At 64.4% G+C, this 21420-nt stretch carries 24 protein-coding genes; 9 read left to right on the forward strand and 15 right to left on the reverse strand.

The features are described from left to right. Positions 1–19: 19 nt before the first annotated feature. Genes ACXAJV_RS04925 through ACXAJV_RS04935 form a run of 3 tightly spaced genes read left to right on the forward strand, consistent with a single transcriptional unit; the run spans position 20 to position 2617 of the window. Positions 20–943: an ABC transporter ATP-binding protein gene (locus ACXAJV_RS04925; protein WP_475082581.1), complete on the forward strand. Its 924-nt coding sequence runs from the start codon at positions 20–22 to the stop codon at positions 941–943. Continuing rightward, the gene (locus ACXAJV_RS04930; RefSeq protein ID WP_475082583.1) at positions 943–1704 is read left to right on the forward strand and encodes an ABC transporter permease; all 762 of its coding nucleotides are present in this window, start codon (positions 943–945) and stop codon (positions 1702–1704) included. The genes ACXAJV_RS04925 and ACXAJV_RS04930 overlap by 1 nt, the downstream gene beginning before the upstream one ends. A gap of 10 nt (positions 1705–1714) precedes the next feature. Continuing rightward, a complete protein-coding gene (locus ACXAJV_RS04935; RefSeq protein ID WP_475082584.1) occupies positions 1715–2617 on the forward strand; it encodes a PhzF family phenazine biosynthesis protein in 903 nt (300 codons plus the stop codon). Here the strand turns inward: ACXAJV_RS04935 and ACXAJV_RS04940 are convergent. The 9 genes from ACXAJV_RS04940 to lgt all read right to left on the reverse strand — a co-directional run bounded on the left by ACXAJV_RS04940 (position 2611) and on the right by lgt (position 11034). Continuing rightward, positions 2611–3489, reverse strand: a complete 879-nt coding sequence (locus ACXAJV_RS04940) for an enoyl-CoA hydratase-related protein (RefSeq protein WP_475082586.1) — start codon at positions 3487–3489, stop codon at positions 2611–2613. The two genes, ACXAJV_RS04935 and ACXAJV_RS04940, sit on opposite strands and share 7 nt — an antisense overlap. Before the next feature lie 49 nt (positions 3490–3538). Further along, positions 3539–4783: a multidrug effflux MFS transporter gene (locus ACXAJV_RS04945; protein WP_475082588.1), complete on the reverse strand. Its 1245-nt coding sequence runs from the start codon at positions 4781–4783 to the stop codon at positions 3539–3541. A gap of 95 nt (positions 4784–4878) precedes the next feature. Then, positions 4879–5316 (reverse strand): group III truncated hemoglobin, encoded by a 438-nt coding sequence (locus ACXAJV_RS04950; protein WP_475082590.1) that lies wholly within the window; start codon positions 5314–5316, stop codon positions 4879–4881. A gap of 55 nt (positions 5317–5371) precedes the next feature. Next, a complete protein-coding gene (gene ychF, locus ACXAJV_RS04955) occupies positions 5372–6469 on the reverse strand; it encodes a redox-regulated ATPase YchF (protein ID WP_475082591.1) in 1098 nt (365 codons plus the stop codon). Positions 6470–6546: 77 nt separating this feature from the next. Continuing rightward, positions 6547–7152 (reverse strand): aminoacyl-tRNA hydrolase, encoded by a 606-nt coding sequence (gene pth / locus ACXAJV_RS04960; protein WP_475082593.1) that lies wholly within the window; start codon positions 7150–7152, stop codon positions 6547–6549. 98 nt (positions 7153–7250) lie between these two features. Beyond that, positions 7251–7898 (reverse strand): 50S ribosomal protein L25/general stress protein Ctc, encoded by a 648-nt coding sequence (locus ACXAJV_RS04965; RefSeq protein ID WP_475082595.1) that lies wholly within the window; start codon positions 7896–7898, stop codon positions 7251–7253. A 163-nt stretch (positions 7899–8061) separates the two neighbouring features. Continuing rightward, a complete protein-coding gene (locus ACXAJV_RS04970; RefSeq protein ID WP_271185746.1) occupies positions 8062–8994 on the reverse strand; it encodes a ribose-phosphate pyrophosphokinase in 933 nt (310 codons plus the stop codon). Positions 8995–9066: 72 nt separating this feature from the next. Further along, positions 9067–10149, reverse strand: coding sequence for a class I SAM-dependent methyltransferase (locus ACXAJV_RS04975; protein WP_475082599.1), 1083 nt, complete (start codon positions 10147–10149; stop codon positions 9067–9069). Between the two features lie 3 nt (positions 10150–10152). Beyond that, positions 10153–11034: a prolipoprotein diacylglyceryl transferase gene (gene lgt / locus ACXAJV_RS04980; protein ID WP_475082601.1), complete on the reverse strand. Its 882-nt coding sequence runs from the start codon at positions 11032–11034 to the stop codon at positions 10153–10155. 114 nt (positions 11035–11148) lie between these two features. Between lgt and ACXAJV_RS04985 the strand changes: the two genes are divergently transcribed. From ACXAJV_RS04985 to proC, 3 genes are all read left to right on the forward strand, one after another. After that, positions 11149–11457, forward strand: a complete 309-nt coding sequence (locus ACXAJV_RS04985; RefSeq protein ID WP_475082604.1) for an accessory factor UbiK family protein — start codon at positions 11149–11151, stop codon at positions 11455–11457. A 97-nt stretch (positions 11458–11554) separates the two neighbouring features. Continuing rightward, positions 11555–12058, forward strand: a complete 504-nt coding sequence (locus ACXAJV_RS04990; protein WP_475082605.1) for a type III secretion system chaperone family protein — start codon at positions 11555–11557, stop codon at positions 12056–12058. Positions 12059–12066: 8 nt separating this feature from the next. After that, positions 12067–12924: a pyrroline-5-carboxylate reductase gene (gene proC, locus ACXAJV_RS04995; RefSeq protein ID WP_475082607.1), complete on the forward strand. Its 858-nt coding sequence runs from the start codon at positions 12067–12069 to the stop codon at positions 12922–12924. 24 nt (positions 12925–12948) lie between these two features. Here the strand turns inward: proC and ACXAJV_RS05000 are convergent, their stop codons facing one another. The 5 genes from ACXAJV_RS05000 to ACXAJV_RS05020 all read right to left on the reverse strand — a co-directional run bounded on the left by ACXAJV_RS05000 (position 12949) and on the right by ACXAJV_RS05020 (position 18642). Beyond that, positions 12949–14265 carry an ATP-binding protein gene (locus tag ACXAJV_RS05000; RefSeq protein ID WP_475082609.1) on the reverse strand — a complete coding sequence of 439 codons (1317 nt, stop codon included), beginning with the start codon at positions 14263–14265 and terminating at the stop codon, positions 12949–12951. Positions 14266–14485: 220 nt separating this feature from the next. After that, on the reverse strand, positions 14486–15187 hold the full coding sequence (locus ACXAJV_RS05005) for a response regulator (RefSeq protein ID WP_475082612.1): 702 nt from the start codon (positions 15185–15187) through the stop codon (positions 14486–14488). 57 nt (positions 15188–15244) lie between these two features. After that, positions 15245–15856 carry a CDP-alcohol phosphatidyltransferase family protein gene (locus ACXAJV_RS05010; RefSeq protein ID WP_475082615.1) on the reverse strand — a complete coding sequence of 204 codons (612 nt, stop codon included), beginning with the start codon at positions 15854–15856 and terminating at the stop codon, positions 15245–15247. 5 nt (positions 15857–15861) lie between these two features. Next, the gene (uvrC, locus tag ACXAJV_RS05015; protein ID WP_475082616.1) at positions 15862–17709 is read right to left on the reverse strand and encodes an excinuclease ABC subunit UvrC; all 1848 of its coding nucleotides are present in this window, start codon (positions 17707–17709) and stop codon (positions 15862–15864) included. Positions 17710–17748: 39 nt separating this feature from the next. Beyond that, on the reverse strand, positions 17749–18642 hold the full coding sequence (locus tag ACXAJV_RS05020; RefSeq protein ID WP_475082618.1) for a hypothetical protein: 894 nt from the start codon (positions 18640–18642) through the stop codon (positions 17749–17751). On the opposite strand from ACXAJV_RS05020, the gene ACXAJV_RS05025 reads away from it, so the two are divergent. Together ACXAJV_RS05025 and ACXAJV_RS05030 are read left to right on the forward strand one after the other, a co-directional pair. Continuing rightward, the gene (locus ACXAJV_RS05025; RefSeq protein WP_475082621.1) at positions 18641–19399 is read left to right on the forward strand and encodes an SDR family oxidoreductase; all 759 of its coding nucleotides are present in this window, start codon (positions 18641–18643) and stop codon (positions 19397–19399) included. The two genes, ACXAJV_RS05020 and ACXAJV_RS05025, sit on opposite strands and share 2 nt — an antisense overlap. A gap of 6 nt (positions 19400–19405) precedes the next feature. Then, the gene (locus ACXAJV_RS05030) at positions 19406–19813 is read left to right on the forward strand and encodes a dihydroneopterin aldolase (RefSeq protein WP_475082623.1); all 408 of its coding nucleotides are present in this window, start codon (positions 19406–19408) and stop codon (positions 19811–19813) included. A gap of 6 nt (positions 19814–19819) precedes the next feature. On the opposite strand, the gene ACXAJV_RS05035 is transcribed toward ACXAJV_RS05030, so the two are convergent. Then, positions 19820–20431 (reverse strand): LysE family translocator, encoded by a 612-nt coding sequence (locus ACXAJV_RS05035; protein WP_475082626.1) that lies wholly within the window; start codon positions 20429–20431, stop codon positions 19820–19822. A 90-nt stretch (positions 20432–20521) separates the two neighbouring features. Between ACXAJV_RS05035 and ACXAJV_RS05040 the strand changes: the two genes are divergently transcribed. Then, on the forward strand, positions 20522–21415 hold the full coding sequence (locus ACXAJV_RS05040) for a LysR family transcriptional regulator (RefSeq protein WP_475082627.1): 894 nt from the start codon (positions 20522–20524) through the stop codon (positions 21413–21415). Positions 21416–21420: the final 5 nt, after the last annotated feature.

Below are 21420 nucleotides of genomic sequence, written 5' to 3' on the forward strand. Positions count from 1 at the left end.
CCGGAAGGCGCCTTTCCGCATGTCTTCAATCATATCCATTTCGGGTCTCTCGAAGACCTATCAGGACGGATTTACCGCGCTCAAAACTGTCGATCTTGAAATCGGGAAGGGCGAGATCTTTGCCCTTCTGGGCCCGAACGGGGCCGGCAAGACGACGATGATCGGTATTATCTGCGGCCTCGTCACGCCGACGACCGGCAGCGTCACCGTCGACGGTCACGACATCCTGCGCGATTTCCGCGAGACGCGCTCGCGCATCGGCCTGGTGCCGCAGGAGATGTCGATCGACATGTTCGGTACGGTGAAGGCGGCCGTGTCGTTCTCGCGCGGCCTGTTCGGCAAGGCGCCGGACCCGGCCTATGTCGAACAGGTGCTGAAAGACCTGTCGCTGTGGGACAAGAAGGATTCGGAGATCCGCGCTCTGTCCGGCGGCATGAAGCGCCGGGTGATGATCGCCAAGGCGCTCGCCCACGAACCCGACATCCTCTTCCTCGACGAGCCGACGGCGGGCGTCGATGTCGAGCTGCGCCAGAGCATGTGGCAGGTGATCGGCCGGCTGCGCGAACGCGGCGTGACCATCATTCTCACCACCCACTATATCGAGGAGGCCGAGCAGATGGCCGACCGCGTGGGGGTGATCAACAAGGGCGAGATCGTCGTGGTCGAGGAGACCGGCACGCTGATGCACAAGATGGGGCAGAAGCGTCTCACCCTGCAGCTGGCGGAACCGCTGAGCGAACTGCCCGAGGCGTTGAAGGCCGACGGGCTGGCACTGGCGGCCGACGGTACGGCGCTGCATTTCGACTATGACACCCAGGCCGAACGCACCGGCATCACCACGCTGCTGGCCCGCCTCAACGAGGCCGGCCTGTCCGTGCGCGACCTGGAAACCAGCCAGAGCTCCCTTGAGGAGATCTTCGTCGGCCTGGTGGGGGGCAAGTGATGAATTTCCGCGCAATCGCAACCATCTACCACGCCGAGATGGCCCGCACCGGCCGCACGCTGATGCAGTCAGTGCTGGCGCCGGTGATCTCCACCTCGCTGTATTTCGTCGTCTTCGGCGCGGCCATCGGCTCGCGTATCGAAGAGATTGACGGGGTCGGCTATGGCGCCTTCATCGTGCCGGGCCTGGTGATGATGATGATCCTGATGCAGAGCGTCTCCAACGCCGCCATCGGTATCTATTTCCCCAAATTCACCGGCACGGTCTACGAAATCCTCTCCGCACCCATCTCCGCCTTCGAGATCGTCATCGGCTATGTCGGAGCGGCGGCGACCAAATCGCTCATTCTCGGCGTACTGGTGCTGGCAACGGCCGCCTTCTTCGTGCCGCTGGAGGTGCAACATCCGCTGGCGATGCTGGCCTTCCTGGTGCTGACCTCGGTGACCTTCTCGCTGTTCGGCTTCATCATCGGGATATGGGCGGACAATTTCGAACAGTTGAACATCGTCCCGATGCTGATCGTCACGCCGCTGACCTTCCTGGGCGGCAGTTTCTATTCGATTTCCGTCCTGCCGCCCTTCTGGCAGACGGTCACCCTGTTCAATCCGGTCGTCTATCTGATCTCCGGTTTCCGCTGGAGCTTCTACGGCGTGTCCGATGTCGATGTCGGGATCAGCCTCGTGGCGATCCTCGGCTTCTTCCTGGCGTGCCTGGCGATTGCCTGGTGGATGTTCCGTACCGGCTACCGCTTGAAGAATTAGGGGATGCATTATGTCACACCGGTATCACATCTATGATGTCTTTACGGAGCACCAACTGGCGGGAAATCCACTCGCTGTGGTGTTCGGTGCAGACGATCTGGACGAACCGGCGATGCAGGCCATCGCCGCCGAGTTCAACCTCTCCGAGACCGTCTTCATCTCCGAGCCGCGGGGCCGGGATGCCGACTGGGGCCTGCGGATCTTCACGCCCAAAACCGAACTGCCTTTCGCCGGTCACCCGACCGTGGGCGCGACCGTCGCGCTGACGCTGGAAAGCGGTGCGAAAGCGGGCGATGTGCGCCGCTTCGTGCTGGAGGAAACCGTGGGCGATGTCACGGCTGACGGCCGCTGCAACGGGCCGCAGCACGGCTCCGCCCGCTTCTTTTCACCGCGCCTGCCCGAACGGGTCGGCGAATTGCCTGACTTCGCACGGATCGCCGAGAGCCTGGGATTGAAGCCCGGTGATCTGATGGACACCGCCGTGACGGGCGGTGTGTGGACGGCGGGTGTTCCCTACGCCGTGGTGCCGCTGCGGAACGCCGCCGCGCTGCAGTCGATTGCGCTCGACCTGGCAGCCTTGTCGGACCTGTTCGAAGAGGGCGTGCTCTGCGTGGTCAAGGCGAGCGAGACCGAGCACACGACGGACTGGCGCATGCGCATGTTCGCTCCGCATCTCGGCCTGCTCGAAGACCCGGCGACGGGCAGCGCAGCGGCGGCCTTCGCCGGCCTGATCGCCGAACAGGCGGGCCTGGGCGACGGCGAACACTCCGTCAGCCTCTACCAGGGCGTCGAGATGGGCCGGCCCAGCCATATCCGCCTGCGCCTGCGTATCGAAGCCGGGCGGCTGACCGAGCTGATGATCGGCGGCGATGCCGTGAAGGTCGCCGAAGGCACGCTGCTGCTCGATCAGTAGGCGTCCTCGCCCTCATCCCACCAGGGATACCAGGGCGGCATGTCTTCGGAGACGCGCAGCGGGAAGTCCGGTTGGCGCTTTTCCAGGAAGGACATGACGCCTTCCTTGGCGTCGGCGCCCATGCCGGCGTGCAGAATGCCCTGGGTCTCGATCCGGTGGGCATCCATCGGATGCCCCGAGCCCAGCATCCGCCAAGCCATGCGGCGCATCAGTGAAACCGAGACCGGGGCACACTTGTCGGCAATCAGGCGGGCCCGCTCGCGCGCTTCGGCCATCAGGTCTGCCGCCGGCACGACCCGGGCCACAAGCCCGCTCTCGAAAGCTTCGGCCGCGTTGAAGGTCCGCCCGGTCAGGCCCCAGTCCATCGCGGTGGAAATCCCGACCACGCGCGGCAGGAACCAGCTGGCACAGCCATCCCAGACAATGCCGCGCTTGGCGAAGGGATAGGCGAATTTCGCCTCCATCGAGGCCAGCCGGATATCCATCGGCAGGATCATCGTCGCGCCGATTCCGACCGCTGCGCCATTGATGGCGCCGATCACCGGCTTGACGCTGTCCCAGATCCGCAGGTTCAGCTTGCCGCCCTTGTCGCGCCATTTGGGGTCTTCCGGATCGAACTCCCCGCTCTGGGTCTCGTCGGCGACCCGGTTGAACGTATCGGCGCCGGTCGAGAGGTCTGCCCCGGCACAGAAAGCCGGGGGCTCGCCGGTGACAATGACGGCGCGGACATTGTCGTCGGCATCGGCTTCGTCAAAGGCGGCGATGATCTCCTCACCCATTTCCAGGGTGAAGGCGTTCAGCCGGTGCGGCCTGTGCAGCGTGATCGTCGCTATCTGCTCGTCGACGGCATAGCGGATGGTCTCGAATGACATGGATGTCCTCCCTCTTGCCGCCCAGAATGACCGGCAAGAGAGGGCAGGGCTAGTCTTCCCAGTCCTCGACCACTGCAAACAGCTTGCGGCGCTCGGTGATGTAGACAATCACCAGCGCGATGGCCGACATCACCGCCTGGCCGGCTATGAGCGGCACCGGCGTGCCATTGTACAAATACCCGATATAGCCGCCGATCGCCGCGCCCACCACGCCCGTCACGAAGCCGTAGGCGGCCGAGGCCGTACCGGCGATATGGCCGACCGGCTCCATCGCCAGGGCCGAGAAATTGGCCGCGATCAGCCCCATGAAAGCCATCGCCGAGGCGAGCAGAACGAGGAAGACATAGAGATTGTCGACGCCGGACATCAGGATGATCGTGTGCGCGATGCTGATCACGGTGAAGGCGACGAGGGCGCCGTGCGACAGGCGGCGCTGCCCCACCCGCATCACCAGCCGGGAATTGGCATAGCTGGTCACGCCGATCCCGCCGGCAATCGCCGCGAAAGCGAGGGGAAAATGCGCGTCGGACAGGCCGAAATGGTCGACGAAGACCTGTTGCGACGTGCCCAGGAAACCGTAGAGCCCGCCGAAGAAGGGCATGGCCGCCAGCGTATACCCGACCATCAGCCGGTGACGGGTGGTCTCCATGAAAGTCGATATCGTCGACTTCAGGCGCAACGGTACCCGGTATTCCGGATGCAGGGTTTCCGGCAGGCGCAGCTGCAGCCAGGCGATCAGGCCGATGCCGAACAGGATCAGGAAGCCGAAAATCCAGCGCCAGGGGGCGAAGGTCAGTATGACCTGGCCCAGCGTCGGGGCCAGTACCGGCACGGCCATGAAGGCGGTCATCACCATCGACATCACCTCGGCCATCCGCCGGCCGGAGGTGAGGTCGCGCGCGATGGCCACGCCGATTACGCGGCAGGCCGCGGCCGCTGCGCCCTGGAAGAAACGGGCAACCAGCAGCAGGCTGTAGGAGGGCGAGGCGGTACAGACAATCGTCATCAGGATGAAGAAGACGAGCGACCAGATGATCACCGGCTTGCGGCCGAACCGGTCCGACAGCGGGCCGTAGAACAGCTGCGCCGCACCGAAGCCGGCCAGATAGCTGGTGATCACGAATTGCTGGTCATTGGCCTGCGCCACGCCGAGATCGCCGGCAATATCGTCCAGCGCCGGCAGCATCATGTCGATCGCCAGGGCCACGACGGAGGTCATCGCCACCAGGAGCGCAACGAGTTCGAACAGCGGAAGCGGCAGCGTCTCGCCCGCCGGGCGTTTCGGTGAAGTCATGGCGGTCTCCGGGGATCGGGCGCAGAACAGCGCTCCCCTTCACATGCGACTTGCGGCCTGAAAGTGCAAGTCGTGCGCATGCATGTCTGACCGGCTTATTCGTATGGCGAATAGAAAAGCTGCAGCTGGAAGCTCTTGGCGATCCGGTTGGCGCGATCAAGGAAGGCGGCCTTGGCGGCCTCGCTGGCGCCGATCTCGTCAAGCGTCTGTTCGAACAGGCCGAGCCAGCGGGCAAAGTGCTCCGGCGCGATATCCGGCTTCAGTTTCATATGCGCCGGCATGGGCCGTCCGGAATAGCCGCCATCATGGAAGACGATGGCAGACCAGAAGCGTTTCATCGTGTCCAGATGCGGCTCCCACGTGTCGCCGATCGCCTTCTCGAAGATCGGACCGAGATCCGCATCGGCACGGACATGTCCGTAGAAGGTATCGACCAGATCGGAGACGGTCTGGGCGGTGATGCCCATGGCGGCCGCTTCAGCGCGGGCCGCCTCGCGGGCCTCGGTGGCTCGGAGAGAATAGTTCGCAGACATGACGGGTCACTTAAGCAGCGCGGCGTCCGATTGCGATGCGGTGGTCTGACGCAGATCAGACGTTGAAGCGGAAATGCATCACATCGCCATCCTTGACGATGTATTCCTTGCCTTCCGCCCGCATCTTGCCGGCTTCCTTGGCTGCGCTTTCCCCGCCGCAGGCAACGAAATCCTCGTAGGGGATCGTCTCCGCGCGGATAAAGCCCTTCTCGAAATCGCCGTGGATGACGCCGGCGGCCTGTGGTGCGGTCCAGCCTTCACGGATTGTCCAGGCGCGCGCTTCCTTGGGGCCGACCGTGAAATAGGTCTGCAGGTCCAGAAGCTTGTAGCCGGTGTGGATGAGGCGATCGAGGCCGGCCTCTTCCAGGCCGAGCGTGTCGAGATATTCCTCTCGCTCCTCGTCTTCCAGCAGGGCCAGCTCACTCTCGATCTTGGCCGAGATCACGACCGCTTCGGCGCCTTCTTCCTCGGCGCGCTTGAAGACGAGTTCGGAATAGGCATTGCCGGTGGCGGCGGAGTCTTCATCGACATTGGCGATGAACAGGACCGGCTTGGTGGTCAGCAGCTGCAGGCCGCGCCAGGCCTTGCGCTCTTCCTTGGGCACTTCGGCAAAGCGCGCCGGGCGGCCATTGTTCAGCTGCTCCAGCGCCAGGTCGATCAGGGACAGGGCGGCCTTGGATTCCTTGTCGCCGGTCTTCGCCTTCTTTTCCAGATTGGCGCGGCGCTTTTCCAGGCTTTCCAGGTCGGCCAGCATCAGCTCGGTCTCGACCGTTTCCAGATCGGCGAGCGGGTCGATCTTGTTGGCGACATGGGTGACATCGTCATCGTCGAAACAGCGCAGCACATAGGCGATGGCGTCGGTTTCGCGGATATTCGCGAGGAACTGGTTGCCCAGGCCTTCGCCCTTGGATGCGCCGGCCACAAGGCCCGCGATATCGACGAAATTCATACGCGCCGGGATGACTTCCCTGGACCCGGCGATCTCGGCCAGCTTTTTCAGGCGCGGTTCCGGCACGGCCACATCGCCGACATTCGGCTCGATCGTGCAGAAGGGATAATTCGCCGCCTGCGCCGCCGCCGTCTGGGTGAGGGCGTTGAACAGGGTCGACTTGCCGACATTCGGCAGACCGACGATGCCGCATTTGAATCCCATGATGGATGTCCCTTGCTGGTCCGAGCGCGCCTTATAAGAAGAATGGGCCGCGGGGTCGACTGTCGTGTCAGTGGGGCCTAGGCATCGTCCGGCCGGCCGCGCTTGATCGGCTCCGGTGCGGGCGCCTTGTGCGTCACGCGGGTCTGGAAGGCGTCGAATTCGCCTTTGGCCAGGAGGTCGAGACTGTCGGCGATGGCGTCGAGGAGGTCGATCAGCCAGTCTTCCTCGGCCTTGACGAAGTCTGACAGGACATAGCCGGTGACCCGGCCCTTATCGCCCGGATGGCCGATGCCGATGCGGGCGCGGCGGAAGTCCGGACCGATCTGGGCGGTGATCGACTTGATGCCGTTATTGCCGGCCGCACCGCCGCCGGTCTTCATGCGGAACTTGCCGGGTGCCAGGTCCAGCTCGTCATGGAAGACGACGACATTCTCCGGCGCGACCTTGTAGAAGTTCGCGGCCTCGCCGACGGCGTGTCCGGCATTATTGTAGAAGGTCTGCGGCTTGAGCAGGAGCAGTTTCTGCGAGCCGATCACCAGTTCGCAGGCCTGGCTCTGGAAGCGCTTGCGCCAGGGGCCGGCGCTCCAGGCATTGGCGATCACGTCCAGCGCCATGAAGCCGACATTGTGGCGGTTGCGCAGGTATTTCGGTTCGTAATTGCCGAGGCCGGCGAGGATCATCATCGGCGTCTGCTCCCGTCATTGCGCAGGCCGGATATGAAATCAGCGAAGCCGGGCCCGGCTTCGCTGATTGTACGCTCCAGAAATGTCGCGGCGAGTGATTACTCGTCGTCGCTCTTCTGGTTGATGACTTCCGGTTCGGCCGGGGTATCCGCGTCTTCGTCCGTTTCCGGCGTCAGCACGGCGCGCGAACCCTGCAGGGTGGCGACGGTGAAGTCACGGTCGGTGATGGTCGACTTCACACCTTTCGGCAGCGGAATGGCCGAGATGTGGATGGAGTCGCCGATATCCAGGCCGCTCAGATCGGCTTCGATGGCTTCCGGGATCGCGCCGGCCGGGCAGTTCAGCTCGACCACGTGACGGACCACGTTCAGCACACCGCCGCGCTTGAGGCCCGGGGACATTTCTTCATTGACGAAGTGGACGCTGACTTCCACGTCGATGCGGGTCTTCTCGTTCACGCGGAACAGGTCGACATGCATCGGGGCGTCGGAGACCGGATGGAATTGGATGTCGCGGGCGATGACCTTCTGGCGCTTGCCTTCGTGCTCCAGCTCCATCATGTGGGAGATGAACTGGCCGGTCAGCAGAGCCTTGCGGATCTCGTTGCCGCGCAGGTTGATGGAAACCGGATCCTGGTCGCCGCCATAGAGGACGCCCGGGACCAGATCTTCACGCCGCGCCGCGCGGGCTGCGCCCTTGCCGGTGCCTTCACGAACGTCGACGTTGAGAACGATGTTGGAGCTCATCGGTCCTGTTCCTTAAATGCAAACGCCGCCTCCAGCCGGATCAGGGCGGGCGGCGATCTGTCATGGCCTCGTGCCACAGTGTTATTTCGAGCGGCGGGCTATAACCGATCCACAGGCGCCGCGCAACCGCGACGGCAGGGAAGAGTCAGCAAACGCGCGCGGTTCAGTCGAACAGCTTGGAGACCGACTCGTCATTGGCGATCCGGCGGATCGCTTCGCCGAGCAACGGGGCGACGGAGAGGCGGCGCACCTTTTCGGTCTGGGTGGAATTCGGCGGTTCGAGAATCGAGTCGGTGACGACCAGTTCGCGCAGCTGCGACTTGGCCACCCGGCCCTGGGCGTCCTTGGACAGAACACCGTGGGTGACATAGGCGGACACCTCGGTCGCGCCCTTCGCCAGCAGCGCGTCGGCGGCGTTGACCAGCGTGCCGCCCGAATCGCACATGTCGTCGAACAGGATACAGCGGCGGCCTTCGACCTCACCGATGATGTTCATCACTTCGGCGACGCCGGCCTTGGGGCGGCGCTTGTCGACGATGGCGATCTCGGCATCGAGCAGCTTGGCCAGCGCGCGGGCGCGCACCACGCCGCCGACATCCGGCGAGACGATCAGCAGATTGTCGGTCTGGTAGCGGCGGCGGATGTCGTCTTCCATCACCTTGGTGGCGAAGAGGTTGTCGGTCGGGATGTCGAAAAAGCCCTGGATCTGGCCGGCATGCAGATCGACCGTCAGCACGCGATCGGCGCCGGCCTTGGCGATAAGATTGGCGACCAGCTTGGCGGAGATCGGCGTGCGGCCGCCTGTCTTGCGGTCCTGCCGGGCATAGCCGAAATAGGGAATGACCGCCGTAATCCGCCGCGCACTCGCACGCACCAGCGCGTCGATGCAGATCAGCAGCTCCATCAGATGGTCATTGGCCGGCGAGGAGGTCGACTGGATGACGAAGACGTCTTCGCCCCGCACATTCTCGTCGATCCGCACGAAGATCTCGCCGTCGGCGAAGCGTTCGATCTCGCTCGCGCACAGGGGCGCATCCAGATAATCGGCAATCGCTCTGGCCAACTCGCGATTGGCCGTTCCCGACATCAGTTTCATGGCTGGTGGTCCCCGGCAGTCACACTCGCGCGCTGATTAACAGACGCTCGCCCGGGATTGAAGCTGAAATGATCAGCGTGCGGTGAATCCCGGCGGCGCCGGCAGGCCGTCTGCATCGAGGCAGACGAGTTTGAACAGCGTGCCCATCTGTTCCGGATCGGTCAGCCGCCAGACCTGGCGGGCGAAGATTGTGCGCTTGTCGGGCGCGGCCTGGCACAGCGCGGCAGCACGGGCCTCCAGCCCCAGCCCGACAAGAAAATCGCCCTGGGTCACCGGACCGCTGACGGCCAGTCCCGCAGCGCGGGCGGCAGCAGCGAGGCTCTCGAAATCAACACGGGCAGTGAGGTCGGCCGTACCCGGGGCGTCCAGCGGCGGTACTTTCTTATGAGCCTTGACCGCCTGCAGCGTATCGCCGGTCTCGCTGAGGGCGGGGCCATAGTCGATGAAAAGCGCGCGGCCCGGCGTTTCGGCAAAGCGGGCGGCCAGCGCATCGACGACCTGCCGGTCGCCCGGCCGCAGCTCGGCCAGGCTGTCCTTGGGCGCATCGCGCAGGCGGTCGGGAATGAGATCCGCATCGGCACCCAATGGCGGGCCGAGCACGAAAACGAAGGCCTGATTATCGTCCAGCCCGATCATGCGTTCATGCCAGTCATCGCCGCGGCGGATGGCCTGACGCACGGGCAAACAGTCGAGAAATTCATTGCCCAGCACGATGGCCGGTCCCGCCGGCACGCTCTCCAGCCGGTCGACCCAGCGGATCTGCGCGCCGGTCGGGCCCAGCGTCTGTGCCTGCACGGCTTTCAGAGCGGCCGATGCTTCGATCAGCACCACATGGGCGGCCTCCATGAAGCCGGGCACGGTGCGCGCGGCGCGCAGCGCATCGGCCATCATCGTGCCGCGGCCGGGGCCCAGCTCGACGAGCTGGATGGTGGCAGGCTTACCCATATCCATCCAGGACTGCGCCGCCCACAACCCCATCAGCTCGCCGAACATCTGACTGATTTCCGGCGCGGTGATGAAATCTGCCCCGGCGCCGATCGGGTCCTTGGTGGCGTAATAGCCGTCCCTTGGATCGAACAGCGCTTCGGTCATGAAGGCGGCGATGGACATCGGGCCCGTCTGGCGGATCCGGTCACGCAGGCGGTCGGCGATCATGGCTCAGGCCCTGGCGGCAGGGGCGGGTTTGAGGGCGCGGTGGATCAGCCAGACGCCCGCTGCGATCATCGGCAGGGAGAGCAGCATGCCCATGGTGACATAGCCGCGCAGGGCTTCGGGCATGTGCGCATCCGGCTCGCGCACGGTCTCCAGCAGGGCGCGGAACAGGCCATAGCTCAACAGGAAGAGACCGGCATTGAGGCCCGGCTTCTCCAGCGAGCGGAATTTCCAGGTCGCGATGTTGACGATGACAAACAGGGCCAGGCCTTCCAGCGCCGCTTCATAGAGCTGGCTGGGATGACGTGGCGTGCACAAGGGGTCGGTGGCAAAGCGCATGCCCCAGGGCAGATCGGTCGGACGGCCCCACAGCTCGCCATTGATGAAGTTGGCCAGCCGGCCGAACAGGAGCCCGATCGGGGTTACCACGGCCGCCGCATCGGCGATGCGCATCAGGTCCAGCTTTTCCCGGCGGGCGAAAATGAAGAGCGCCAGCGACACACCGATCAGCCCGCCATGGAAGGCCATGCCGCCATCGGTGATGCCGAAGATGATGTCCTGCGGGCGCTCCCAGATCATGTCGGGCATGTAGAAGATCACATAGCCCAGCCGTCCGCCGACGATGACGCCGAGCGTGGCCCAGATCAGAAGATCGTCCACCTGGGTTTCCGTGAACGGGGGCTTGGGCTTCTTCGTGCCGGCGGGATGCCAGATCTGCGGCCGCCGGGCGAGGGCGATCATGTAGCGCCAGCCGAGCAGAAGGCCGGCGATATAGGCCAGGGCGTACCAGCGCAGATCGAAGCGCAATTCCATGCCGAACAGGTCGAACGGACCGATTGTGAACAGGATGGGGTCGATCAGGTCGAAGCTGGGCGGACAGAATTCCATGAATGACTCAGCGGGTTGCGGGTGGCACATGCAGATGTGACGGATGGGCGCGTTGCGCTTTTCCGCCATGGGCCGCATATAGGTGGCCGTTCGTCACTCTAATGGCTTTCTTTGATGCAAACGCGCAACCCGCTTCTGAATGATTTTGCCGATCTGATGACCGACGCCTTCGGCGCCGCACAGGCGATGGGCGAGGAGGCACGCGCCGTTTTCCGGGCGCGGGCGGACAGCATGATTGCCGACATGGATCTGGTCAGCCGCGAGGAATTCGATGCCGTGAAGGCAGCACTCGACGATTCGCGCGCCGAGATCGACGCGCTGAAAGCCCGTATCGAGGCGCTGGAAACGCCGGCCAAGCCGAAGGCGGCCAGTCGCGCGAAGAAGCCGGCCACGAAGGCCCGCGCGCCGAAATCCACGAACTGACACGGCCGCACACGCCGCTTTTTATTGCGCCTGACGCAGCGCGGTCATACCGTCCATGCACGGTGTGACTCGCAGCGCAGACGAAGGAACGTACTCCATGGACCTCCTGTCAGATGAATTCGCACCCTCTGTCACCGACCCGCTCGACGCGGTCGAACAGGCGGTTATTGCCGAGCAGTATCCTTATGATCGCGACGAGATGGGCGAGCTGCATCTGACGGCTTCCGGTGCCTGGCGCGATCACCAGATCTGGTTTGCCTGGCGTGAAGAGCTCGAGGCGCTGCACATCTGCGCCAGCCTCGACCTGAAAGTGCCGACCAACAAGTTCCGCGATGTCTGCGAACTGGTGGCGCGCCTGAACGAGAAATTGTGGCTGGGCCATTTCGATGTCTGGTTCGAGGACAGCTCGATCGTCTATCGCCACGCCCTGTCCCTGCCCAATGGCGAGACCGTGTCGCCGGCGCAGGCCGCCGCGATGATTTCGGCCGCGCGCGAAGCGGGCGAGCGTTTCTATCCGGCCTTTCACTTCCTGGTTTGGGGCGGAAAGAATGTCGAGGAGGCGGCCGCGGCCGCCATGTTCGAAACGGCAGGTGAGGCCTGAGGCGCACCATGTCAAAGATTGAAAAGATTGCCCTTATCGGCGGGGGTCATATGGGCGGGGCCCTGGCCGCCGCCTGGCTGCGTGGTGGCAAGCGCGCCAAGGTCGCAGCCGAAAACCTCATCGTGGTCGACCCCGCGCCGGGCGAGATGATCCAGAATCTTGCCGAGAAGCACGATTTCACGATCAGCGAAGCGCTGAGCCTTGAACAGGCCGAGCGGGCCGATCTTGTCGTTCTGGCTATCAAGGTGCAGGTCGCCGACACTGTCGCGGCTCATCTCAACCAGGTCATGCGTGACGATACCGCGCTGCTCTCCACCATTGCCGGGGTGTCGCTGAACCGCTTGGCACTGGCCTTTGGCGACCGGCCGATCATGCGCGCCATTCCCAATACCGCCTCGGAAATCGGGGCCGGGGTGACGGTGTGCGTGGCGAATGAGGCCGGTGATGCGCTGGAAGCGGAAATCACGCGCCTGCTCAAGGGCGCAGGCAGTGTGGAATGGGTGCATGACGAACGCCTGATCGGCGCGGTCGGTGCCGTGTCCGGTGCCGGTCCGGCCTATGTCTTCCTGCTCGCCGAAGCCCTTGCAGGCGCCGGCGTTGCTGAAGGCCTGCCGCGGGACTTGGCCGAACGCCTGGCGCGCGAAACGATCGTGGGCGCCGGTGCGCTGCTCGCCTCGTCCAAGAAGTCGCCGCAGGAATTGCGCCGGGCTGTCACGCCGGTCGGGGGCACAACCCAGGCTGCGCTCGATGTGTTGATGGGCGGTGGCGGCGGACTGCCCGAGCTTGTCCGCCAGGCCGTTGCCGCAGCCGAGCGCCGCTCCCGCCAACTCGCCGCCAATAGCGGCAATGGCGGCCGCGAGCGCTAGGGCGTCTCAACCGGTCGGAACCGGTTAGCCCGGCAGGCTGATCACAGCCTTCAATCCGCCCAGCTCGCTTTCGCCCAGGCGGATGTCGCCGCCATGATTGCGGGCGACGTCGCGGGCGATGGCGAGGCCGAGGCCGACCCCCTTGCGGTTCTGGTTGCGGCTCTCATCCAGCCGGTTGAAGGGTTTGAGTGCCTCTTCATACTGGTCCGGCGGAATGCCCGGACCGTCATCCTCGACCACGATCTCGACCCGTGACCCGGCGCGCCGCACGGTGACGCGCGCTTTCTTGCCGAAGGCGAGGGCGTTCGAGATCAGATTGGCGAGCGAGCGTTTCACCGTGCCGGCCCGGATATCGCTTTCGATGGCGCCATCGGCGAGAAACTCGATATCCCCGCCCTGTCGTACTGCGGCATCCACGGTTTCGCGGGCCAGTTCGACCAGGTCGCTGCGGGCCGTCTCCTCGCTCGCCTGGCCGCGGGCGAAGTCGAGATACTCGTCCAGCATCTCCTCCATCTCCGCGATATCCTTCTTGGCGTCTTCACGCTCGGGGCTTGCCGGCATGAGGGCCAGCTGCAGTTTCAGCCGGGTGAGCGGCGTGCGCAGGTCATGGCTGACCCCGGCCAGCAGCGCGGTGCGCTGTTCGAGGTGGCGGCGGATACGGGCCCGCATTTCCAGGAAGGCATGGGCGGCCTGACGCACCTCGGTCGCGCCGGCCGGACGGAAATGATCGACATCCTGGCCGCGGCCGAATTGTTCCGCCGCGTCGGCGAGGCGGCGGATCGGCTTGACCTGGTTGCGGATGAAGACGATCGAGACGGCCGTCAAAAGCGTCGTCGCGCCGATGATCCACAACAGGAAGATATGCCCCGTGGTGGCAAACACCCGTTCGCGCAGGGCGATATAGCGCAAAACGCCGCCCTCGACCTCAACCCGCACATCGACATAGCTGGGATAGCGCGTGGTATCGAACCAGAAATCATTGTCGATCTGGGCCGAAAGCGCGCTGCGCAGCGTGCGGTCCAGCGTGCGGAAGAAGGAAGAGCGCCGCGAGGTGGGCAGGGTCTCGCCGGGGCGGAAATCGACCGAAAGCCGCATCGTCTCATAGGCCATTTCGGCATGGCGCTCGAAGGCAGCGGACGTTTCCTGGTCGGATTCGTAAAGCGCCGTCATCATGGCAATATCGCCGGCCACGCCTTCGGACAGGCGGCTGGTGACGGTCTCCCAGTGTTCCTCGAAAAACGACCAAGCCACGGCGACCTGCATCAGCGCCACCGGCAGGACGATGATCAGAAGGGTACGGGCAAACAGTCCCTTGGGCAGATAACGGCGCATCAGTCCCATGCTGGAGCGCCTTTCTTCGTCACCCCGGCCGGATAGTCTGCACAGTCGCGGCTCAGCCCTCCCTCTCCCTTGGGAGAGGGCCGGGGAGAGGGGGAAAGCGCGGTCAGCGCCTTTCTTGGCGATGCTGGGATGTCCCCCTCATCCGCCCTTCGGGCACCTTCTCCCCGGGGAGAAGGGGGAGGGCGGAGACCGAGTTGAAAAAGCCGCTTCTCCACGAGGCTCAGTCCTCGAAGATCGGATCGGCCACGAGGCGATAGCCTTCGCCGCGGACGGTCTGCAGGTGGAGCGGTTCCTTGGGGTCGGACTCGATTTTGCGCCGCAGCCGTGTGACCTGGACGTCGACAGCACGTTCGCCGCCGCCGGTGCGCTCGGACAGGGAGAGCCGCGAAACGGTTTGTCCGGCCGACGCCGCCAGTGCGGCCAGCAGGGCTGCTTCGCCGCCCGTCAGCCGGACCGGCTCGCCGCGCCGGCTCAGGCTTTCCCGGCCGATATCGAAATGCCAGTCGCCGAACGCGACCTGCCGGATCGCCGCCGTCACCGGCCGGGCCCGCCGCAGGATGGCATTGATCCGCAGGACCAGTTCTTCCGGCTCGAAGGGTTTGGCGAGATAATCGTCCGCGCCCAGCGACAGACCCTTGATGCGGTCCTCGGCCTCGCCGCGCGCTGTGAGCAGCATGATGGGTGTATCACCCCGCAGGCGCACGGCTTCGGTCATCTCGAACCCGTTCATGCCTGGCATCATCACATCCAGCACCAGAAGGTCGAAGGCGAGAGAGTTCAGTGTCGACAGGGCCTTGGCGGCATTCGGCGCCGTGGAGACGCGGAAGCCGCGTTCCTGGAGGTAGCGCTTGAGAAGGGTCCTGATCCGGTCGTCATCGTCGACGACGAGAATATGGGCATCACCACCGGCCAGCTCCGCCATGCCGTCTCCTGATCTGTGTCCGGCCCAGAATGACCTGTGCCGCCGCGCGGCTCAAGTTCAGGCCTGCGGCTTGCGGCGCAGATAGCCCAGCCCGGTCGCCAGGCTCATGGCTGCGGTCAGCCAGACGGCGATGATCCAGCCTTCCACCACCCACAGCACGGTATGGATGCCGGCGATGGCCGCGATGAGGGGAAAGGCCGTCACGACCATGGCGATGGCGGTCTTCAGTTTGGCCGAGGCGGAAACGGGCAGGGCCGGCTCCGGCCCGCCGCGGCCCACCATGCGCGTGAGTGTGATGACGGCGTCGCGCAGCACGATGGCGGCGACCGGCACGGCCAGCTCGACCGGGCTGCCCAGGATCATCGTGTAGACCAGCAGATAGGCATCGACGAGCAGTTTGTCGGCGATCGGGTCGAGCACCGAACCCAGGCGGGATTCCGCCGACAGGCGCCGGGCAAGCCAGCCATCCAGCCAGTCGCTGATGGCAGCAACAATGAAGGCGGCGATGGCAAAGGCGCCCAGTGAGCGGGCGGCGACCGAGGCATCACCCAGCCAGAGCGGGACATTGTAGTCGACCGACCAGAAATAGGATTGCCACAGGGCCCAGGCGCCGCCAATGGCCAGCACGATGCGCAGGACGGTGATGATGTTCGGCAGGGTTTTCAGCACGCGGATTACCTCTGGAACCAGTCGTGGATCCTTTTGGCCATGGCTTTCGACACGCCGTCAACTGCTTCAAGGTCGGCCAGGGCTGCATTTCGCACCGCCTTGGCCGACCCGAAATGCGCCAGCAGGGCCTTTTTGCGGGACGGGCCGATGCCGGGAATATCGTCCAGCGGGTTTTCCGCCATCTGCTTCTTGCGCTTGGCCCGGTGGCCGCCAATGGCAAAGCGGTGGGCCTCGTCGCGCAGGCGCTGGAGATAGTAGAGCACCGGGTCTTTCTGCGGCAATTTGAAGGGCGGTTTGCCCGGCAGGTAGAAGGCCTCGCGGCCGGCATCGCGCTCGGGTCCCTTGGCGATGGCGGCGATGGCGATATCGGTCACGCCCAGTTCTTCGGCGACTTCCAATACCGAGGACAATTGCCCCTTGCCGCCATCGATCAGGATCAGGTCGGGCACGGGGGCGCCTTCCTCGCGCTCCTTGATCAGGCGCGACAAGCGGCGGCGCAGCATGGCCTGCATCATCGCGAAATCATCGTTCGTGGCCGCGTCATCCCCCTTCATGTTGAAGCGGCGATAATGGTTCTTCTCGAAACCCTCCGGCCCCGCCACGATCATCGCACCCAGCGCGTTCGTGCCCTGGATGTGGGAGTTGTCGTAAACCTCAATGCGCTGGGGGATGTCCTCCAGTTCGAAGATACGCTGCACGCCCTTGAGAAGCTGGGTCTGGGTGGCGCTTTCCGACAGGCGCCGGGCGAGCGCTTCCCTGGCATTCGTCGCCGTACGCTCGACCAGTTTGCGCTTTTCGCCGCGCTGGGGTGTGTGCAGCTGCACCTTGCGTTCGGCCCGCAGGGACAGGGCTTCGGCCAGCAGCCCGGCTTCCTCGATCTCGTGCGACAGCAGAAGCAGGCCCGGGGCCGGCTTGTCGTCGTAGAATTGCGCCAGGAAGGCCGCCAGAACGTCAGCCGGTTCGGCATCGTTTTCATGGCGCGGGAAGAAGGACTGGTTGCCCCAGTTCTGCCCGGCCCTGAAAAAGAACACCTGGACACAGGACTTGCCGCCATCCTGGGCGATGGCGATGACATCAGCCTCTTCCACCCCGTCCGGATTGATGCCCTGGTCGGTCGTCACGGCTGCAATCGCGCGGATCCGGTCGCGCAGCTTGGCGGCGGTCTCGAAATCCATTGCCTCGGCCGCTTCGCTCATCCGGGTCTGCAGCTCCTGGCGCAGGGCGTTGGAGCGGCCGCGCAGGAAGTCCGTCGCCTCCTTGACCAGCTCGTCATAGGCCGCCGGTTCGACCAGATCGACACAGGGCCCGGCACAGCGCTTGATCTGGTAGAGCATGCAGGGGCGCGAGCGGCCCTCATAGACGCTGTCGCTGCAGGTGCGGATCAGGAAGGCTTTCTGCAGCGTGTTCAGCGTCTGGTTCACTGCGCCGACCGAGGCAAAGGGGCCGAAATAATCGCCCTTCGTCTTGCGTGCGCCGCGATGCTTGAGCAATTGCGGCGCCGGGTGGTCCTTGCGGATCAGGATATAGGGGAAGCTCTTGTCGTCGCGCAGCAGGATGTTGAACCGCGGCTTCAGGCGCTTGATGAGATTGGCCTCAAGCAGCAGCGCCTCGGTCTCGGTCTGGGTGACCACGAACTCCATGGAATGCGTCAGCGCGATCATCAGCGCGATACGGTTGGAATGGCCGCGCCCGGCGGCGTAGTTGCTCACCCGGTTCTTCAGATTGCGTGCCTTGCCGACATAGAGGATCTGCCCGTCCTCGCCGATCATCCGGTAAACGCCGGGCTTGGGCGGCAGCCGCTTGACGTAGTCGGCGATGAGAGCGGGGCCTGACGGTGCTGCTGTCGTGCTCATATCACTAGGATTGTTTCGTGCGACTGATGCCGCAAGGGCTTAGCCCCGTTCACTTGATTCAGCACGGGGCTCGATGGGACATCCCGCAGAGTCGGTCTCGCGAGGCATGCTAATGATGATGGGCCAGCCCGGCAGGGAGCGTTGGGCGGCGCGGATTGTCTCTACATTTCCACCGGGGTGCGTCATCGCCTCAAGTCCGCCAATGCCGAAGCAGTATTCCAGTGTTTCGGGCGGATAAGCGATTGAAATGGTGTTTCTTCGCTGAAAAACAAGCGGCCAGCTAAGCCACCAGCTTATACCGGGTGGCAGATCGGGATCGTGACTGGCTTCCAGAATTTCGATGTGCGCTCCGGTCAAGCCGTATAGTGCCGCCGTACGCTTGCCCGCAGCAAGAGCGTATTCCAGATGCGCGTCAAGGGTTTCTCGATCACTGAGGACCTCTACCGGTGTGACGACATCGAATATCCAATCGCGCAGGAAGACGACATTGTCTGTCGGGCCGCCGTGCCACGCTACAAAACTGCCTTCAGGAACAATCTTGTTGTGAGCGAGTGGGAAGGCGTAATTGGCACAGCTCGAAGCGCACAAGCGATCAACGATGATAAAGTCGAACGGTGGATCGAGAGCCTCGATGAGGTCGATCCAATCCATGAAGGGGCCGCCTGATGAGAAGGTGACTAGACCGTCCGGCTGAACTATTCCCAGAGATGATAGTTCGTTGCCAAACTGCTCCGGCCCCTCTTCTAAACCGTCATAGATGCATAGGATGGTGTGGGGCTGGACGGTAAGTGCAGCCAGACTTCGGTTCGGATGACGGACTGCTTCGCGGCAGGACTCGATATACAGGTCGGCATCTTGAGCACTGGGTATCGGGCCGATCAGAGAAGGCTGAATCAGCAGTGCCAGAAGCGATGCGAGAAGAACTTCAACCATGAATGCTAAAGTTGCATTGGTCACCGGCGGCGGCAAGCGCCTGGGTGCCAAAATAGCTGCCGCGCTCGGTGCGGATGGCTGGCACGTCGTCGTGCACTACAACGCGTCCGGCGCAGAGGCAGAGGCCGTTGCCACGGCGATCCGCGATGCGGGCGGTTCGGCGGACACGGCCCGGTTCGACATGGACGACACGGCCGGCATCGAGGGTTTCATGGACGGGGTGGGCCGTGTCGACGCGTTGGTCAATTCCGCGTCGATCTTCGAGCCAGACCGGCCGGAGAATGTCACACCTGTGCAGCTCGAACACACGCTGCGTGTAAACCTTGTGGCGCCGGTATTGCTCGCGTCTGCGATGGCAAAGCGACACGAGGACCGGGCGTCGGGCTGTATCATCAACCTGCTCGACCAGAAGCTCTTCAACCTCAATCCCGACTTCTTCTCCTACACCTTGGCCAAACAGGCCCTTCTGGGCGCGACGACCACCATGGCCATGGCTTTCGCCCCGCGCGTGCGGGTGAATGGTGTGGCACCGGGCATCACTTTGCCGTCAGGCGGGCAGTCGCCAGAAGAGTTCGCCCGGGCGCACCGGATGAACCCGATGCAGGGCGGGTCCACGCCCGAGGACATCATCCGCGCGGTGCGCTTCATCCTTGCGACACCGTCGATGACGGGCGAGACGATCATCGTGGATGGTGGCCAGCATCTCGACGCGCGCGACGGCGATGTGATGTATGCCGCCGGTGTGCCGGAGGAGTAGCGCCTTATGAGACTGGATCAGGTCATCGAGAACGCGCTGGCCAACGCCACCGGCGAGGATGTCTTCGTTTACCGTCTGGAAGGCGTGAAACTGGATGTCGAGATCGGCATCCATGACTATGAGCGCGGTGTGAAGCAGCGCGTTCTGGTCGATGTCGTCACCCTGGTGTCCAAGGCCTGGTGCGGCACGGACGATATCGCCACGGTCGTCGATTACGATTACATCCTGAATGGCATCAAGGCGCTGGGCGAGAAGCAGTTCGACCTACAGGAAAGCCTGTGCGGGACCATTCTCGATATCGCCCTGGAACCGGCGGCGGTCGCCGCGGCCCAGGTGACCACCCGCAAGGTCGACGCCTATCCCGATGCAGACGCCGTCGGGCTGACGCGCTTTCGCTGTCGCCCGAAGATCTGAGCCGGATCAGCCGCCCGCTGAGCGCATCACCCCGTCAGCGATCAGTCCCGCAGCCAGCAGGACCAGCGTGCCGCCGATCGCCAGATTGAACAGCCGCATGCGCAGGGGTGAGACCAGGAAGCGGCGGATACTGCGTCCGAGTACGGCCCAGGCGCCGATCCCGAACAGGCAGATCACGAAGTAAAGGCTGGAAAATACCGCCAGCCGGTCGCCTGCTCCCGCCAGTTCGAACAGGGACACCGCCGCCAGACAGGCGCCCCAGGCCTTGGGATTGACCCATTGCAGCAGCACGCCTTGCCAAAGGCCGGGCAGGGCCGGCCGGTCTTCAGTCTGCAAGCCGGTCGGGGCGAAGGCGATACGGATGCCGAAATAGACGATCACAGCGGCGCCCAGAACGGCCATGCCGATCTGCCAGACCGGCCCCAGCCGGGCGAGAATACTGGCCGCCAGACCGATGGTCACGAGCAGCGCGGTGAAACCGATCGTGCAGCCGAGCACGAAAGGCAGGGCCCGGCGCGCGCCATGATGCAGCCCGGCCGAAAGGGTGATCATGTTTGCCGGTCCCGGCGAGATCGACATTGTCAGGGCGAAGACGCCCATCGCCAGCAGGTTTCCCATCGCGTGTCTCCCGTTTCAGCTGATCTATCAATTCGCTTTACGGTCGATTAGGCTGGCGAGTTGAAACTCATTGATCGAAAAATCATCGATATGCTGGATCGGCTCAAATCCCTGGCGACTTTCGGGACCGTCCTGCAGGAAGGCTCCTTCCGTGCGGCCGCAGTCAGGCTGGGCGTGGCGCCGTCGACAGTGAGCTATCACATCAGCGAGCTCGAGAGCTTCCTGGGCGCACCGCTGCTCAACCGCACCACCCGTCGCCTGTCTCCCACGGCACTGGGCGTAGAGGTCGGCCGCCATGCCGCCGCGATCGCCGCGGCCTGCGACGATGCGTTCGCGCTCGCCAGCCGTCATACCGGTCAGTTGCGCGGGATCCTGGCGGTGACCTGTACCTCGGCGATCATCGGAGCCGGGCTGGGAGAAGCGGTTGCGGCGTTCTCCGGCAAGCATCCTGGCGTGGAGATGCGTGTCGATGTTTCCGACGCGGTTGCGGATCTCGGCGCGGGGCGGTTCGATCTCGGCCTGCGCGCCGGGCGCCTGGCGGACAGCGCGCTGAAGGCGCGCAGGATCGGACACATCCGGCGCCAGTTGGTCTGTGCGCCGGCTTTCCTGACCGGCCGTGCCTTGGGTGCCAACGCTGAATCGCTGGCGCAACAACGCTGGATCCGGTTGGCCGCCATGCCGGCCTGGCGCACGCTGATCGCACCGGATGGCCAGTCGGTGGATGTCGAGACTCCCGGCAATGTCGTGGTGGGCAGTATCGATGCCATGATCGAGCTGGCGCTTGCGGGCATGGGACTGGCCACACCGCCCGCCCATCTGGTGGAAGGCCGTCTGCAGGCTGGCAGTCTGATCGACCCAGCGCCGGGCTGGACCGTCCCGCCCATCGACCTTCATGCCGTCTGGCCAGCAACGCGGACCGATTCGCCAGTTCGACGGGCCTTTCTCGATTTCCTGCTGGAAGAGTGGGCGCCGCAGCTGGCCTGACCGGC

This window comes from Maricaulis sp. ABE4_448 (genome assembly GCF_056160825.1).

Excerpts from the sequence above, each read along its gene's own strand:
- ACXAJV_RS04945 (WP_475082588.1), bottom strand. The coding sequence starts at position 4,783 with ATGACTTCACCGAAACGCCCGGCGGGCGAGACGCTGCCGCTTCCGCTG.
- ACXAJV_RS05040 (WP_475082627.1), top strand. The coding sequence starts at position 20,522 with ATGCTGGATCGGCTCAAATCCCTGGCGACTTTCGGGACCGTCCTGCAG.
- ACXAJV_RS05005 (WP_475082612.1), bottom strand. The coding sequence starts at position 15,187 with ATGGCGGAGCTGGCCGGTGGTGATGCCCATATTCTCGTCGTCGACGAT.
- ACXAJV_RS04935 (WP_475082584.1), top strand. The coding sequence starts at position 1,715 with ATGTCACACCGGTATCACATCTATGATGTCTTTACGGAGCACCAACTG.
- ACXAJV_RS04930 (WP_475082583.1), top strand. The coding sequence starts at position 943 with ATGAATTTCCGCGCAATCGCAACCATCTACCACGCCGAGATGGCCCGC.
- ACXAJV_RS05030 (WP_475082623.1), top strand. The coding sequence starts at position 19,406 with ATGAGACTGGATCAGGTCATCGAGAACGCGCTGGCCAACGCCACCGGC.
- ACXAJV_RS05025 (WP_475082621.1), top strand. The coding sequence starts at position 18,641 with ATGAATGCTAAAGTTGCATTGGTCACCGGCGGCGGCAAGCGCCTGGGT.
- lgt (WP_475082601.1), bottom strand. The coding sequence starts at position 11,034 with ATGGAATTCTGTCCGCCCAGCTTCGACCTGATCGACCCCATCCTGTTC.
- ACXAJV_RS04965 (WP_475082595.1), bottom strand. The coding sequence starts at position 7,898 with ATGAGCTCCAACATCGTTCTCAACGTCGACGTTCGTGAAGGCACCGGC.
- ychF (WP_475082591.1), bottom strand. The coding sequence starts at position 6,469 with ATGGGATTCAAATGCGGCATCGTCGGTCTGCCGAATGTCGGCAAGTCG.
- ACXAJV_RS04990 (WP_475082605.1), top strand. The coding sequence starts at position 11,555 with ATGGACCTCCTGTCAGATGAATTCGCACCCTCTGTCACCGACCCGCTC.
- ACXAJV_RS05000 (WP_475082609.1), bottom strand. The coding sequence starts at position 14,265 with ATGGGACTGATGCGCCGTTATCTGCCCAAGGGACTGTTTGCCCGTACC.
- ACXAJV_RS05035 (WP_475082626.1), bottom strand. The coding sequence starts at position 20,431 with ATGGGAAACCTGCTGGCGATGGGCGTCTTCGCCCTGACAATGTCGATC.
- ACXAJV_RS04925 (WP_475082581.1), top strand. The coding sequence starts at position 20 with ATGTCTTCAATCATATCCATTTCGGGTCTCTCGAAGACCTATCAGGAC.
- proC (WP_475082607.1), top strand. The coding sequence starts at position 12,067 with ATGTCAAAGATTGAAAAGATTGCCCTTATCGGCGGGGGTCATATGGGC.
- ACXAJV_RS04940 (WP_475082586.1), bottom strand. The coding sequence starts at position 3,489 with ATGTCATTCGAGACCATCCGCTATGCCGTCGACGAGCAGATAGCGACG.
- ACXAJV_RS04970 (WP_271185746.1), bottom strand. The coding sequence starts at position 8,994 with ATGAAACTGATGTCGGGAACGGCCAATCGCGAGTTGGCCAGAGCGATT.
- ACXAJV_RS04950 (WP_475082590.1), bottom strand. The coding sequence starts at position 5,316 with ATGTCTGCGAACTATTCTCTCCGAGCCACCGAGGCCCGCGAGGCGGCC.
- uvrC (WP_475082616.1), bottom strand. The coding sequence starts at position 17,709 with ATGAGCACGACAGCAGCACCGTCAGGCCCCGCTCTCATCGCCGACTAC.
- pth (WP_475082593.1), bottom strand. The coding sequence starts at position 7,152 with ATGATGATCCTCGCCGGCCTCGGCAATTACGAACCGAAATACCTGCGC.
- ACXAJV_RS04975 (WP_475082599.1), bottom strand. The coding sequence starts at position 10,149 with ATGATCGCCGACCGCCTGCGTGACCGGATCCGCCAGACGGGCCCGATG.
- ACXAJV_RS04985 (WP_475082604.1), top strand. The coding sequence starts at position 11,149 with ATGCAAACGCGCAACCCGCTTCTGAATGATTTTGCCGATCTGATGACC.
- ACXAJV_RS05020 (WP_475082618.1), bottom strand. The coding sequence starts at position 18,642 with ATGGTTGAAGTTCTTCTCGCATCGCTTCTGGCACTGCTGATTCAGCCT.